The 13,757-nt window shown below is 67.5% G+C and carries 13 protein-coding genes and 4 pseudogenes; 10 read left to right on the top strand and 7 right to left on the bottom strand.

Annotation, left to right across the window (positions count from 1 at the left end):
* Together Y694_RS14940 and Y694_RS14935 are read left to right on the top strand one after the other, a co-directional pair.
* Positions 1-262: c-type cytochrome (locus Y694_RS14940; protein WP_051495806.1), on the top strand; the 262-nt coding region annotated here is incomplete at its 5' end.
* A gap of 13 nt (positions 263-275) precedes the next feature.
* Positions 276-1,544, top strand: a complete 1,269-nt coding sequence (locus tag Y694_RS14935) for an FAD/NAD(P)-binding oxidoreductase (protein WP_036233882.1) — start codon at positions 276-278, stop codon at positions 1,542-1,544.
* Positions 1,545-1,570: 26 nt separating this feature from the next.
* On the opposite strand, the gene soxZ is transcribed toward Y694_RS14935, so the two are convergent.
* Together soxZ and Y694_RS22650 are read right to left on the bottom strand one after the other, a co-directional pair.
* Positions 1,571-1,867: a thiosulfate oxidation carrier complex protein SoxZ gene (gene soxZ, locus Y694_RS26005; protein ID WP_255343835.1), complete on the bottom strand. Its 297-nt coding sequence runs from the start codon at positions 1,865-1,867 to the stop codon at positions 1,571-1,573.
* 57 nt (positions 1,868-1,924) lie between these two features.
* Positions 1,925-2,347: pseudogene (locus tag Y694_RS22650) on the bottom strand (thiosulfate oxidation carrier protein SoxY); the annotation flags it as partial.
* Positions 2,348-2,443: 96 nt separating this feature from the next.
* Here Y694_RS22650 and Y694_RS14925 point away from each other — a divergent pair.
* Entirely contained in the window at positions 2,444-3,724 is a 1,281-nt protein-coding gene (locus tag Y694_RS14925; RefSeq protein ID WP_036233879.1) for a DUF3422 family protein, read from the top strand.
* 28 nt (positions 3,725-3,752) lie between these two features.
* Here the strand turns inward: Y694_RS14925 and Y694_RS14920 are convergent, their stop codons facing one another.
* The 3 genes and pseudogenes from Y694_RS14920 to Y694_RS23555 form a co-directional block, all read right to left on the bottom strand.
* Complete coding sequence (locus Y694_RS14920; protein ID WP_036233876.1) at positions 3,753-4,025, bottom strand: DUF6587 family protein; 273 nt, start codon at positions 4,023-4,025, stop codon at positions 3,753-3,755.
* 13 nt (positions 4,026-4,038) lie between these two features.
* A pseudogene (locus Y694_RS14915) lies at positions 4,039-5,927 on the bottom strand (ferrous iron transporter B).
* Positions 5,924-6,253 (bottom strand): FeoA family protein, encoded by a 330-nt coding sequence (locus tag Y694_RS23555; RefSeq protein WP_231497708.1) that lies wholly within the window; start codon positions 6,251-6,253, stop codon positions 5,924-5,926. Before Y694_RS23555 ends, Y694_RS14915 begins: the two are co-directional and overlap by 4 nt.
* Positions 6,254-6,299: 46 nt before the next feature.
* Between Y694_RS23555 and aat the strand changes: the two genes are divergently transcribed.
* The gene (gene aat, locus Y694_RS14905) at positions 6,300-7,097 is read left to right on the top strand and encodes a leucyl/phenylalanyl-tRNA--protein transferase (protein WP_036233873.1); all 798 of its coding nucleotides are present in this window, start codon (positions 6,300-6,302) and stop codon (positions 7,095-7,097) included.
* Positions 7,094-7,863: pseudogene (locus tag Y694_RS14900) on the top strand (arginyltransferase). Before aat ends, Y694_RS14900 begins: the two are co-directional and overlap by 4 nt.
* Before the next feature lie 15 nt (positions 7,864-7,878).
* Here the strand turns inward: Y694_RS14900 and Y694_RS14895 are convergent.
* On the bottom strand, positions 7,879-8,736 hold the full coding sequence (locus Y694_RS14895; protein ID WP_036233870.1) for a LysR family transcriptional regulator: 858 nt from the start codon (positions 8,734-8,736) through the stop codon (positions 7,879-7,881).
* A 105-nt stretch (positions 8,737-8,841) separates the two neighbouring features.
* On the opposite strand from Y694_RS14895, the gene Y694_RS14890 reads away from it, so the two are divergent.
* From Y694_RS14890 to Y694_RS14885, 5 genes and pseudogenes are all read left to right on the top strand, one after another.
* Complete coding sequence (locus Y694_RS14890; RefSeq protein WP_036233867.1) at positions 8,842-10,167, top strand: aspartate aminotransferase family protein; 1,326 nt, start codon at positions 8,842-8,844, stop codon at positions 10,165-10,167.
* Between the two features lie 1,166 nt (positions 10,168-11,333).
* Positions 11,334-11,612 (top strand): annotated as a pseudogene (locus Y694_RS27240) (AAA family ATPase); the annotation flags it as partial.
* Between the two features lie 123 nt (positions 11,613-11,735).
* On the top strand, positions 11,736-11,969 hold the full coding sequence (locus Y694_RS26000) for a hypothetical protein (protein WP_231497707.1): 234 nt from the start codon (positions 11,736-11,738) through the stop codon (positions 11,967-11,969).
* Positions 11,969-12,706 (top strand): HNH endonuclease, encoded by a 738-nt coding sequence (locus Y694_RS24345; RefSeq protein WP_152543564.1) that lies wholly within the window; start codon positions 11,969-11,971, stop codon positions 12,704-12,706. The genes Y694_RS26000 and Y694_RS24345 overlap by 1 nt, the downstream gene beginning before the upstream one ends.
* A 170-nt stretch (positions 12,707-12,876) precedes the next feature.
* Positions 12,877-13,356 carry a VOC family protein gene (locus tag Y694_RS14885; RefSeq protein WP_036233864.1) on the top strand — a complete coding sequence of 160 codons (480 nt, stop codon included), beginning with the start codon at positions 12,877-12,879 and terminating at the stop codon, positions 13,354-13,356.
* A 61-nt stretch (positions 13,357-13,417) separates the two neighbouring features.
* Here Y694_RS14885 and Y694_RS14880 read toward each other — a convergent pair.
* Positions 13,418-13,757: DUF1513 domain-containing protein (locus Y694_RS14880; protein ID WP_036233861.1), on the bottom strand; the 340-nt coding region annotated here is incomplete at its 5' end.

The raw sequence follows: 13,757 nt of genomic DNA, 5'->3' as shown, positions 1-13,757 counted from the left end.
CGCGCTGGCCCAGGACGCCGCCGCCCTGCAGGTGCGCAGCTGGGCCGCCACCTGCGCCAACTGCCACGGCACCGAAGGCCGCTCGTCGTCCACCGACGCCGGGCTTGCCCGGCTGGCCGGGCTCGACAAGGCCTACCTCGTCGAACGGCTTACCGCCTTCCGCGAGGGCAAGCGCCCCGCGACGATCATGCACCAGCTCACCAAGGGCTACACGCCGGCGCAGCTCGACGCGATCGCCGGTTATTTCGCAGCGCAGAAGTGACGAGGAGACCGCCATGCAAAGACGTGCATTGATCCAGGGTGCCGGCGCGACCGGCCTGCTGGCGCTGTTGGGCGGCTGCGCGACATCGCACGTGCCCGAATCGGCCAAGGTGGTGGTGGTGGGCGGCGGCTACGGCGGCGCCACCGCGGCCAAGTACGTGCGGCTGCTGTCGGACCACAAGATCGACGTGGTGCTGATCGAGCCCAACGACAGCTTCATCTCCTGCCCGCTCAGCAACCTGGTGCTCGAAGGCGCGCGCGACCTGTCGTCGCTGGCCACGTCGTATGACGGGCTGCGCAGGCAGCACGGCATCACCGTCGTGAAGGACTACGTCTCAGCGGTCGATCCGGCCAAGAAGACCGTGACGCTGGCGCGCGGCGGCAGCATCCGCTACGACAAGCTGGTGCTGTCGCCGGGGGTCGAGCTGCAGCTCGACACCGTTCCGGGCCTGAGCGAGGCCCATGCCGAGGGCCGCGTGCTGCAGGCCTGGAAGGCCGGGCCCGAGACGGTGGCGCTGCGCAAGCAGCTCGAGGCCCTGCCCGACGGTGGCGTCTATGCGCTGACGGTGCCCGAGGCGCCGTACCGCTGCCCGCCCGGGCCCTACGAGCGGGTGGCGCTGGTGGCGTCCTACTTCAAGAAGGCCAAGCCGAAGTCCAAGGTCGTGCTGTTCGACGCCAACCCCGACGTGACCTCGAAGGGCGCGCTGTTCAAGAAGGCCTGGAGCGAGCTCTATCCCGGCCTGATCGAATACCGACCGCAGCACAAGGTGGTGGGCATCGAGGGCAACACGCTCAAGTTCGAGGTGCAGGAGAACTTCAAGGCCGACGTGCTGAACGTGCTGCCGCAGCAGCGCGCCGGGCAGATCGCGGTGCAGACCGGCCTGGCCAACTCCAACAAGCGCTGGGTCGGCGTCGACTACCTCACCTTCCAGTCGACCGCCGCGAAGGACATCCACGTGATCGGCGATGCCATCCAGCTCGCCGCCGGCATGCCCAAGTCCGGCCACATGGCCAACTCGCATGCCAAGGTGGCCGCTGCGGCCATCGTGTCCGAGCTCTCCGGCCTGGCGCCGAACCCGAAGCCGCTGCTGACCAACACCTGCTACAGCTTCGTCGCGCCGGACCTGGTGGTGCACGTCGCCAGCGTGCACGAGTACGTCGAGGCCGAGAAGACCTTCAAGACGGTGGCCGGCTCCGGTGGCCTGTCGAGCGAGCGCAATGCGCTCGAGGCGCAGTACGCGCTCGGCTGGGCGAAGAACATCTGGGCCGACGCGCTGAGCTGATGCGCCTCGCCGGCCGGGGGTGAACGTCAGGCGACGGCGACCTCGTCGCTGCGCCTGACGCCGTGGTTGTCGGCCCAGGCCAGCGCGACCTTGTCGCCCGGCTTCACGCCGCGCACGCCGAACTGCAGGAAGGGGTTCTTCGACACCGCCGTGCCCCACTGTGCGGTCAGCACCGGCTGGCCGTTGACGCGCGCCACCACCTCCTGGATGTGCCAGGCCGGGATCGTGCGGCCACTGCCGTCCTTGCGCTGGCCGCTCTCCATCTCGTGCTTCATCAGCGAGCGCACGGTGGCGCCGGCCCCCGCGGCCTGCACGCGGATCAGCGTCGGCTGCGCCGACTGTTCCGGCTGCGGCTCGGCCGCCCCGCCGCAGCCGCCGAGCGTGATCTTGACCTCCTTGTTCGCCATCAGCACGCGGCCGTCCTTCATGACGGCGAGCGCGATCACGTTCGAGGTCTCCTGCATCTTCACGCGGATGGCGATGTTCGGCTCCAGCGGCTCGCCGGGCTCGAACAGGGCCGCGAGCAGCGTCGGATTGCGCTCGACGCCGAGCAGCAATCGCTGCACGCCCGGCAGCGCGCAGCCCAGCGTCACCGGCACGACGGTGCCGTCCTCGAAAAGATCGGGCGCCTGCAGCAGCACGTCCTTGCTGGCCACCGGCGCCGGCAGGCCGAGCGCCTTCAGCAACTGGGCCACGGTCTTCGCGTCGAACGCGGCCCGCGGGAACGACGGCAGATCGGCAGCACGCACCGACGGCACGGCGGACACCAGGGCAGAAAGGAGCAACTCACGGCGACGCAGCATGTTGGGTGATCGAGATTCGTCAGGGTCGGTCCGAGATGCTACGGGACAAGGTACGCCACTGCGGGTCGAGGGGCAGTCGCGGGATACTCTCGACCCATGCCGACCCGTCACCCTCACCCGCTGCGCACCGCGCTCCACAACGAAGTCCACGCGCGGCCGTATGAACGGATGCAGCCGCCGCTGGCGGTATCGCACCTGGCCTTCGTCTCCGGCCCCGAGGTGCAGGTGGCCGACCGCGCCCATCTCGAGACGCTGCTGCGCGACCTGCACCTGCCGCTGCCGGCGCCCGAGGCCAACCACCTGAGCATCGACCTGCCGGGCTGCCGCCTGCGCTGGGAGCGCCACACCGAGTTCGTCAGCTACACGGTCTGGCGCCCGCTGCGCGCCGACGAGGCGCTCGACGCCGCGCCGGCCTACCGCGCCCTGCCGGACGGCTGGCTGTCCACGGTGCCCGGCGAGCTGCTGGTCGCCACCAACCTGCTGGTGCTCAACGCCCCCGAGCAGAACCTGCGCGGCCTGGTCGACGCCTGGCTGGATGCCGACTCGCTGGTCGGTGCCGACATCGCCGACGGCGACCTGCAGATCTACAGCGATTTCCGGCTGCACCCCGACGGCTACGGCCGCTGGCTGGTGGGCGTGGGCAACCCGGCGATCACGCCGCGGCGCCTGGGGCGCAACGTGCAGCGCCTGCTCGAGATCGACACCTACCGCATGATGGCGCTGCTCGGCCTGCCGGTGGCGCGCGACACCACGCGCCGTCTCGACGAGCTCGAACGCCAGCTCGCCGGCCTGGCCGACACCCGCGCCGGCAGCGAGACGACCGACGAGGCGCGGCTGCTGGATTCGCTCACGCGGCTCGCGCGCGAGGTCGAATCCACCTACGCGCGGCACCACAGCCGCTTCTCGGCATCGTCGGCCTACTTCGATCTGGTCGAGCAGCGCATCGACGAACTGCGCGAGACCCGCCTCGAAGGCCTGCAGACGGTGCGCGAGTTCGTCGACCGCCGCTTGAAGCCCGCGGTCACCACCACCGCCTGGGCCTCGCGGCGCCTGGGCGCGCTGTCGGAGCGCGTGTCGCGCGCCAGCGAACTGCTGCGCACACGCGTCGAGACGCTGCAGCAGGAGCACGCGCGCGAGCTGCTGTCGACGATGAACGCACGCCAGCACCTGCAGCTGCGTCTGCAGGCGGCGGTCGAAGGGCTGTCGGTGGCGGCCATCACCTACTACGGCGTGGGGCTGGTGGGCTACCTGGCCAAGGGTGCGCACGCGGTCCACCTGCCGGTGCCGGTGGAGCTGGTCATTGCGCTGGCCGTGCCGGTGATCGCGCTCACCGCCTGGCTGGGCATGCGCCGGCTGCGGCGGCGCATCGAGGGCTGAGCAGCCCGCGCTGGAGGCCGTGCGCCTCTCAGCGCCTGCCGGATTTGCGGTGGATGCGGATCGGCACCACCGCGTCGGCGCGCGGCCGAGCCGCGGGCTTGGCATCGCAGCCATCGCAACCGCACGCGTTGGGCCCGGCCGCCGCGCGATGCAGCACGCTCGCCAGCGGGCCGCCCTGCCCGACCCCCGGCACGCGCAGCAGCCACCCGGCCAGCGGGCGACGCAAGGCCGTCGGCATCAGCGACCACAACGCATAGACCGAACACAGCGCCACCAGCAGGCCGACGACGAGGTGCTGCATCGTTCGCTCGCCTTCAGCCCGCCAGCGCGAGCGCCACGCGGTAGGTGATGAAGCCGCCACGTACGCCAGTGCGAACAGGTAGCTGGCCATCAGCACGGGGTAGCGCCAGGAGTTGGTCTCGCGCCGCACCACGGCCAGCGTCGACAGGCACTGCGGCGCGAACACGAACCACGCCAGCAGCGCATAGGCCGTCGCCACCGACCATTGGCTCGCGATCACCGGCATCAGCGTGTCGGCCACGGCATCTTCACTGCCCGACAGCGCATAGACCGTGCCCAGCGCGCCCACCACCACCTCGCGCGCGGCGAGGCCCGGCACCAGCGCGATCGAGATCTGCCAGTTGAAGCCGATCGGCGCGAACACCGTCTCCAGCGCCTGCCCGAGCCAGCCCGCCGCGCTGTACTGGATGGCCGGCCCGGTGGCGCCTTCGGGCGGCGCCGGGTAGCTCGACAGGAACCACAGCAGCACGGTCAGCGCGAAGATGATGCCGCCGACCCGCCGCACGAAGATGCGCGCCCGCTCCCACAAACCGTAGCCCAGGTTGCGCAGGCTGGGCAGGCGGTACGGAGGCAGCTCCAGCATCAGCGGCTGGTAGCTGCTCTTCATCCAGAAGCGCTTGAGCAGCCAGGCCACGGCCATCGACGACAGCACGCCCGCCGCGTAGAGCGCGAACAGCGTGAGCCCCTGCCCGTTGAACGGCCCGATGTCGCGCGCCGGGATGAAGGCACCGATCAGCAGCGCATAGACCGGCAGCCGCGCCGAGCACGTCATCAGCGGCGCGACCATGATGGTCGCGAGCCGGTCGCGCCAGTTCGCGATGGTGCGCGTGGCCATGATGCCGGGGATGGCGCACGCGAAGCTCGACAGCAGCGGGATGAAGGCTCGGCCCGACAGCCCCACCTTGCCCATCACCGTGTCCAGCAGGAAGGCGGCGCGCGGCAGGTAGCCCGAATCCTCCAGCAGCAGGATGAAGAAGAACAGGATCAGGATCTGCGGCAGGAACACCAGCACGCCGCCCACGCCGGCGATCACGCCGTCGACCAGCAGGCTGCGCAGCGGGCCCTCGGCCATGCGGGCCGTCGTCTGCTCGGCGAGCCAGGCCATGCCGTCCTTGATGGCGTCCATGGGCAGGTTGGCCCACGAGAACACCGCCTGGAAGATCAGGAACAGCAGCGTGGCCAGCAGCACCAGGCCCCAGACCGGGTGCATCACCACGGCGTCGATGCGGTGGTCGAAGCGCTCGAACTGCAGGGCCCCGGGCGCCGCCACCGCGAGGATGCGGCGCACCTCGCGCTGCAGTTCGGCGGTGGTCGGGGCCGGTGCGGCCGCCGCGGGCAAGGCCGCGGTGTCCGCCGCGGCACCGAACCGCAGCGCCTGGCGTTCGATCTCGGCCCGCAGCGCCGCATGCCCGTTGTGCCGCACCGCCACCGTCTCGACCACCGGCACGCCCAGCTCGGCCGACAGCCGCGCCACGTCGATCTGCAGGCCGCGCGAACGCGCCACGTCGGCCATGTTCAGCGACACGATCATCGGCCGGCCCAGCGCCCGCAGCTCCAGCACCAGCCGCAGGTTCATGCGCAGGTTGGTCGCGTCGACCACGGCCACGATGGCGTCCGGTGCCGACTCGCCGGCGCGCCGGCCGAACACCACGTCGCGCGTCACCTCCTCGTCGGGCGTCAGCGGCGTGAGGCTGTAGGTGCCCGGCAGGTCGAACACCGCCACGCTGCGGCCGTCGCTCAGCGGCAGCACGCCGACCTTGCGCTCCACCGTCACGCCGGCGTAGTTGGCGACCTTCTGGCGCGCGCCGGTCAGCAGGTTGAACAGCGCCGTCTTGCCGCAGTTCGGGTTGCCGACCAGCGCCACCTGCAGCAACCGGGCCTCGGCCGAGGCTGCCGCGCTCACGGGCCGACCTCGGCGATCGGCGTGACCTCGATGCAGGCCGCCTCGGCACGGCGCAGCGCGAACATCGTGTCGCCCACCTGCACCGCCAGCGGCTCACGGCCGCCCGGCCCGCGCCGCAGCAGGCGCACCGGTTCGCCCGGCAGGAAGCCCAGCTCGCCCAGCCGCTGCAGCACCGCGGCGTCCACCGCCGCTCCGGCGAGGCGCAGTGCCGCCACCGTGGCGTGCTGGCCGGGTTCGAGTTCGTCGAGGATCAGGGAAGGCTCCAGGGTCAGGCGGCCTGCAAATGATAATTGGTCGCATCTTACAAACCAGCCATGCGGAGCCAAGGCCGCACGGCCACGCGACCGGAGGGCGGATGCGGACAATGCGCGCATGCCCACCTGGCTTGCAAGCCCCGACGACCCCCTGCCGGACACGCGCCATGCGCTGCCGGCCGGCAGCGAAGCGCCCGGCCTCGTGGCGGCCGGCACCGACCTCTCGCCGCGGCGCCTGGCCGAGGCCTACGCGCGCGGCATCTTCCCCTGGTACAGCGCAGGCCAGCCGGTGCTGTGGTGGAGCCCCGACCCGCGCATGGTGCTGCCGGTGGCGGAGTTCAAGCTCTCGCATTCGCTGCGCAAGACCTTGCGCCGCTTCAGCGCCGCGCCGCACTGCGAGGTGCGCATCGACCACGACTTCCCCGCCGTGATCCGCGCCTGCGCGACGACCCCGCGCGAAGGCCAGGACGGCACCTGGATCCAGCCCGAGCTGCAGGCGGCCTACGCCGAGTGGCACCGCCTCGGCGCGGTGCACTCCTTCGAGACCTGGGTCGACGGCCGGCTGCTCGGTGGCCTGTACGGCGTGAACCTCGGGCGCATGTTCTTCGGCGAATCGATGTTCTCGCACGCCACCGACGCCTCCAAGATCGCGCTGGCCGCGCTGGTGGCGTTCTGCCGCGCGAACGACATCGCGCTGATCGACTGCCAGCAGCGCACCGCGCACCTCGGCTCGCTGGGCGCACGCGAGATCGACCGTCCCGCGTTCGAGGGGCACCTGGCGCGCACCGTCGCGCAGCGCCCGCCGGAGGATTGGACCTATCATCGATCGCACTGGACGCAGCTCCGGCTCGACACCGGCCCGGATCCTGCATCGTCCAGCGTGACCGAGATCTCGCACCGCCCGGCCGCCCCGTGACCCATCCGAAAGAACTTCCGCTCGCGTCGCTGCAGTTCTATGCGACGGCGCCCTACCCCTGCAGCTACCTGGCCGGACGGCAGGCGCGCTCGCAGGTCGCCACGCCCAGCCACCTGATCCACGCCGACACCTACTCGGGCCTGGTGGCCAACGGCTTCCGGCGCAGCGGCATGTTCACCTACCGGCCCTATTGCGACGGCTGCCGCGCCTGCGTTCCGCTGCGCGTGCCGGTGGCGGGCTTCCAGCCCTCGCGCAGCCAGCGCCGCGCCTGGAAGGCCCACCAGGGCCTGCAGTCGCGCGTGCTGCGACTGTGCTTCGTACCCGAGCACTACCAGCTCTACCTGCGCTACCAGCCGGCCGCCACGCGGGCGGCGGCATGGACCACGACTCGATCGACCAGTACACCCAGTTCCTGCTGCAGAGCCGCGTGAACTCGCGCCTGGTGGAGTTCCGCGAGCCGGCGCCCGAAGGCCAGCTGGGCACGCTGAAGATGGTGTCCATCCTCGACATCCTGAACGACGGCCTGAGCGCCGTGTACACCTTCTACGAGCCCGATCCCGACGCCAGCTACGGCACCTACAACGTGCTGTGGCAGATCGAGCAGACGCGCCAGCTCAAGCTGCCGCACGTGTACCTCGGCTACTGGATCGGCGAGAGCCCGAAGATGTCCTACAAGGCGCAGTTCAGGCCGAACGAGCGGCTGGTCGACGGCGTGTGGCAGCCGGAGCCGAGGGACGAGGCGGCCGGGTCGCCGCGGCAGGGCTGAGGGCCCCACCAAGCCCTACAGCGCCGGCACGATGCGCTGCAGGTGCTCGGCAAACTCCACCACCAGCGCTGGCGGCCGCGGCAGGTCGAACCGGACGCTCAGGCCCACCGTGGGCAGCGGCGGCAGCCGCGCGTCGGTGGGCAGCACCTGCAGGTCGGCCGGCACCGCGGCCTGCGTGAGCACCGCGATGGCCTGGCCCGAGCGCACCACCGCCAGCAGCCCCGAGATGCTGCCGCTGGCGTAGGCCACGCGGTAGGGCCGCCCGGCGGCGTCGAGCCGCTCGCGGGCGGCGCGGTGGTCCAGCGTGTCGGGGTCGGAGAGCGCCAGTTGCAGCGGCTCTTGCGTGGCCGCGTGATCGTGCCGGTTGCCCACCCACACCAGCGGCTCGCGTCGCAGGATGGCCGCCGAGCCCTCGCCCTCGGTGGTGGAGATCAACGCCAGGTCGAGCGCGTGCTGGCCCAGCTGCGCCAGCAGCCGCGGCGTGGGGGCGCACACCACCTCCACGAACACCTGCGGATGCCGGCCCGCGAAGCTGCGCAGGATGTGCGGCAGGAAGGCGGCCGCGTAGTCGTCGGGGCAGCCGAAGCGCAGCGTGCCGGTGAGGCCCGCGCCGGTGATGTCGGCCACCGCCGCGTCGTGGTGGCGCAGGAGGGTGCGCGCATGGCCCAGCAGGCGCTCGCCGTGCAGCGTGAGCGTGACGCCGCGGCCGGTGCGGTTGAGCAGCGGCTGGCTCAGCAGGGCCTCGAGCTTCTGCACCTGCATGCTCACCGCCGCCTGCGTGCGGCCGATGCGCGCGGCCGCGCGACCCAGCGTGCGCGTCTCGGCGATGGCCACGAAGGTGCGCAACAGGTCGATGTCGAGGGAGCGGCTCACGGCGTTAGCACTTCTGATAGCAGCGTTCAGAAATATTAGCTTTTCTTGCGAGCGTGTCGCCTCTAGCCTGCGGCCGCAGATCCCCCTCTCTCCCTGGAGCCCGCGATGACGACGACCACGACGACGACCTCCTCCCGCAACGCCGACCCCGACTTCTGGCAGCGCGCTCGCCGGCACCTCATACGCTACGGCGGCACGTTCGAGCCGATGATCATCGAGCGTGCCCAAGGCAGCTTCGTCTACGACGCCGACGGCCGCGCGATCCTCGACTTCACCTCGGGCCAGATGAGCGCGCTGCTCGGCCACGGCCACCCCGAGATCGCCGCGGTGGTGGCCGAGCACGCCCGCTCGCTGGACCACCTGTTCAGCGGCATGCTGAGCCGCCCGGTGGTGGACCTGGCCACGCGCCTGGCCGGCGTGGCGCCGGCCGGCCTGGAGCGCGCCATGCTGCTGAGCACCGGCGCCGAGGCCAACGAGGCCGCGATCAAGATGGCCAAGCTGTACACCGGCAAGTACGAGGTGGTGAGCTTTGCGCAGTCTTGGCACGGCATGACCGGCGGCGCGGCCTCGGCCACCTACAGCGCGGGCCGCAAGGGCTACGGGCCGGCCGCGGTGGGCTCGTTCGCGATCCCCGCGCCCTACCCCTACCGCCCACGCTTCGAGCGCGACGGCCGCTTCGACTGGCAGGCCGAGCTGGACTACGCCTTCGACCTGATCGACCGGCAGTCGAGCGGCAACCTCGCCGCCTTCATCGCCGAGCCCATCCTCAGCTCGGGCGGGCTGATCGACCTGCCGCTGGGCTACCTGGCCGCGCTGAAGGCCAAGTGCAGCGAGCGCGGCATGCTGTTGATATTGGACGAGGCGCAGACCGGCGTGGGCCGCACCGGCCTGATGTTCGCGTGCCAGCGCGACGGCGTGGTGCCCGACATCCTCACGCTGTCCAAGACCCTGGGCGCCGGCCTGCCGCTGGCCGCGGTGCTGACCACGGCCGCCATCGAGGACGAATGCCACGCGCGCGGCTACCTGTTCTACACGACCCACGTGTCCGACCCGCTGCCCGCCGCGGTGGGCCTGAAGGTGCTGGACGTGGTGGAGCGCGACGGGCTGGTGGAGCGCGCCCGCGTGGCCGGCCAGCGCCTGGAAGCGGGCCTGCGCGCGCTGCAGGAGCGCGTGGACTGCATCGGCGACGTGCGCGGCCGCGGCCTGCTGCTGGGCATCGAGATCGTCGAGAGCCGCGCCACCCGCCGCGCCGCGCCCGACCTGGGCGCGGCCATCACCCGCGAGTGCATGAAGCTCGGCCTCAGCATGAACATCGTGCAGCTGCCCGGCATGGGTGGCGTGTTCCGCATCGCGCCGCCGTTGACGGTGAGTGACGAGGAGATCGATTTGGGGGTGGGGTTGTTGGGGAGGGCGATTGAGGAAGTGGTTTGATCGGCCGCTTGAGATTGCGGGGATTTCCAGGCACGTCTGCGGCGGATCAAATTTGGATTGACATTAACTCTCAAGTCCAGCCACAACTTGCACATGCCCATCAGGTGCTTCTGCGGTCCGGAGCGAGCCTTGCGGCGTCACGACTTTAGCTACGAGGTCCATCGGAGCGCCTTTTGTTGGGTGCTATGCGACCGCAATTCTTATCGGCGAACTCAGCCGGCGTCGGGCCGGCCTTTCGGGTACCAGCGTGCTAGACGTAAGCCTTCGAACCTCAGACAGGCTTGAACCCGCTTGAGTCCAAGACGCATCGGCATGACCGCCAATGCACTGCATGAAGAAGTTATAACTCATATTGCTAGGCAATCCTGCGCCTGTTACAAGTCGTGATTGCGTGCGTCGGCATGCGCTTTCGCGGTTGGTCGCGATCAGGGATAGCAGATGAAGATTCGGCAGTTTCAAGCGCCAAACGATTCGTCGTTCACGCCGTTCAAATTGCGGTTCTCTCGGCCAGAAAAGGCTGAGGATAACTTTTTTTCCATTTTAATAGGTGCAAATGGAACTCGGAAAAGTCGTACTCTGCGGGACATCATAGATTTAGCCTCACGAATGGCGTCTCGAGAAGCTTTGGAATACGGCAACAAAGCTGGTGGGCTTGAATTGTGGGGAGGTAGCTTAGAACTACGGTCCATCAGGAAGATCATTGCGCTTTCGGGCGTCGCTACAGATAGATTTCCGTCGAGACTAACTCTGCGTGGCAAAAGGGATCGCGGGGATTTATATAGTTATATTGGACCTCGGACGGAAAATAATCTGGTTAGTCGAGTTCAAAGTATAAATAGAGTGGCACTTAGTCTTTTGCAGGCTTCTGACCAAATCCATCACAGGGGACGTGCAATATCCGCCTTGCTTAAGATAATTGGCGGATTCAATCGCATCGAGTTCACATTTAGGGCGAACGATGATTTGCAAGCTAAATTATCCACGACTCAGCTATTAAATCGCTTTCGCAAAGCCAATGCAGAGCACCGCGGCTTCTCTTGGGACGAGAGAGAAGCCGGGCCACTTCTTCCAAAATCGTCGAGATTGTGAATTCTAGCGGCCCTATAAAACTAAGGGTTGAGGTACAACCATCGTTCTCTCTTATCGTTAAGGGAGATATAAAAGCTATGACCCTTTTGGTTTCCTCAGGACTGTTGACCGTAGAGGGCGCATATATTGGCAATTATTCCACGACTGACGCCTATTCTCTAAGTGAACTAAGTTCCGGGCAGTGGCACATCCTTTCGTCCCTTCTGTTTACGGCCGCCTCCGTAGAGGATGGCACGCTCTTATTAGTCGACGAGCCAGAAAATAGCCTCCATCCTTCGTGGCAACAACAATACCTTGGTCTGTTGAACGACATGATCGAGGGGGTCAAGGGTGTGCACGTTGTAGTGGCAACGCACTCCCCGTTAGTCGCTTCGTCCTTGCCGCCTGGACGCTGCGAGGTTGTTCAGATTCGGCAGACTCGCGGGCGACTGATCGCGAGGGCGCTCCCGAGTGGGCCCTTCGGCTGGACCGCTGATGAGATGTTGAAGGACGTTTTCGGTTTATCCAGTTCCCGCAGCCTCGAATTCAGCCAAGAAATGGCCGGTGCACTTCGTCTTTTTGGCGCGGGAGACAGAGATAACCCGAAGCTAGTCAGCGCGGTTGAAAACTTGGCAAGGCTTAAGGAGGGATTGCCTGAGGACGATCTTGCGCGGTCGGTAATCGAGACTCTAAGCTCGGTTGTATTGGGTGGCTCATCCAAAGGTGAGGTTTGATGGCGACCATACTAATTCCGACATTCGAACGCATCAAAAAAATTAGGGTTTCCCATGCAGATCAAACCAAGCTAGCAGCGTGTATCGCATCTGTTGGTGAAAAATGGGGCAGCTCAACCTTTAATTGGTATAAGACTTGGCTTATTCAGAAGCTTCGATGCTTGCAGAATGACAAATGCTGTTACTGTCGACGCGTGATTCTATTCAATAAGGGCGCCCGAGAAATTGAACATATTGTAGACAAGGGAAAGCAAACGAGATTCATGTTTGAGGTGAGTAATCTTGCGTTGGCATGCAAGGATTGCAACAACAACAAAGGTGTGAAATCTGTATTTGCATCAACCTTCACGCTTGCGCCGGGTGCCGCTTATCCGATGTCGGCGAGTTCGTATAACTGGGTGCATCCGTATATTCATAAATATTCAAGTCATATAGTTATTTACCAAGGCTGGCTTTATGAGCCCAAGAATAAGTCACCTCAAGGTGCAGCGGTTATCAAGAATTGCAAACTAAATGATCTGGAGGCGCTTGAGAGCAAGAATCGAATCGCAGCAATTTGCGCAGCCCAAACGCTCGAGGCGGCTGTGACTCGTGCCGCAGGTATGGCGGATGAGGCTGGACTTGATCGAATCTGTCGAGAGGTATCTCCTGCGCTCGCTGCTATGTGGAGCGGCAAGTCGAGCAAGAAAATAGAGGTGGCTATTCGTCAGGCTCACGGAAGCGTGACAAGCATTTAGGCACGTCCTTATTGGAAGTTCCTGCTCTGCACGACCCGGCCAGTTGTCCGAGCATCGGTGTGCAGTCCCTGAGCTTGTGCGCTGACGCGAGTCCCTGACAAAACGCCATTCGGCCCCATCCCCCAGATCCCACTCCTGCCCTCCCCATTCGCCCTGAACAGGAGACCGCCATGCCCAGCAAGAACACCATCTGCCTCTGGTACGACGGCACCGCCGAGGAAGCCGCGCGCTTCTACGCTGCCACCTTCCCCGACAGCGCGGTCGGCCGCGTGATGCGCGCGCCAGGCGACTACCCGTCCGGTCAGCAGGGCGACGTGCTGACGGTGGAGTTCACCGTGCTGGGCATCCCCTGCCTCGGCCTCAACGGCGGGCCGGAGTTCAAGCACTCGGAGGCCTTCTCGTTCCAGGTGTCCACCGAAGACCAGGCCGAGACCGACCGGTTGTGGAACGCCATCGTCGGCCACGGTGGCCAGGAGAGCGCCTGCGGCTGGTGCAAGGACAAGTGGGGCCTGTCGTGGCAGATCACGCCGCGGGCGCTGATGGAGGCGATCACCGACCCCGACGCCCAGGCCGCCAAGCGGGCCTTCGACGCGATGATGACGATGGGCAAGATCGACATCGCGGCGATCGAGGCGGCGCGGCGCGGTTGAGCCCGTTCGCGGCGCGCGGCCCCTCACCCCCGGCCCTCTCCCCGTGGGCGGGGAGAGGGAGTCAGGCGGTTGGCGCGAGGCCGGCCCAGTGGTTGTCGAGGCGCAGTGGCGCGGTGTGCTGCAGACGGCGCCGCTCGCGGCCGGGTGCGGCGTTCAGTGGCATGGCCTCGGTCTGCCCGGCGGCCCAACACACGCCGTCCACGACGGCCAGCGCGCAGGCGTTGGGCAGCGTTGCCACGCCGCGCGCACGGCCGTCGGGGGCGTACAGCGCCACGCCGTTCACGCGCGGGCAGCTCACGGCCCAGCCGTCGGCGGTGGCGGCGATGTCACCGCCGTAGCCGGCCAGGCCCGTTGCGTCTGACGCGCCCGCCAGGGCGCCGCCATCGAAGGTGCGCAACCGC

The sequence above is a fragment of the Methylibium sp. T29-B genome, assembly GCF_000576225.1.
In the GTDB taxonomy this organism is placed as follows: Bacteria; Pseudomonadota; Gammaproteobacteria; order Burkholderiales; family Burkholderiaceae_C; genus Methylibium; species Methylibium petroleiphilum.
This window is presented reverse-complemented; position numbering and strand designations above follow the sequence as displayed.

Bases quoted from the DNA above. Each gene is read 5' to 3' on its own strand.
- Y694_RS14935 (WP_036233882.1), top strand. From the start codon at position 276: ATGCAAAGACGTGCATTGATCCAGGGTGCCGGCGCGACCGGCCTGCTG.
- Y694_RS14925 (WP_036233879.1), top strand. From the start codon at position 2,444: ATGCCGACCCGTCACCCTCACCCGCTGCGCACCGCGCTCCACAACGAA.
- Y694_RS14920 (WP_036233876.1), bottom strand. From the start codon at position 4,025: ATGCAGCACCTCGTCGTCGGCCTGCTGGTGGCGCTGTGTTCGGTCTAT.
- aat (WP_036233873.1), top strand. From the start codon at position 6,300: ATGCCCACCTGGCTTGCAAGCCCCGACGACCCCCTGCCGGACACGCGC.
- Y694_RS14890 (WP_036233867.1), top strand. From the start codon at position 8,842: ATGACGACGACCACGACGACGACCTCCTCCCGCAACGCCGACCCCGAC.
- Y694_RS26000 (WP_231497707.1), top strand. From the start codon at position 11,736: ATGTTGAAGGACGTTTTCGGTTTATCCAGTTCCCGCAGCCTCGAATTC.
- Y694_RS24345 (WP_152543564.1), top strand. From the start codon at position 11,969: ATGGCGACCATACTAATTCCGACATTCGAACGCATCAAAAAAATTAGG.
- Y694_RS14885 (WP_036233864.1), top strand. From the start codon at position 12,877: ATGCCCAGCAAGAACACCATCTGCCTCTGGTACGACGGCACCGCCGAG.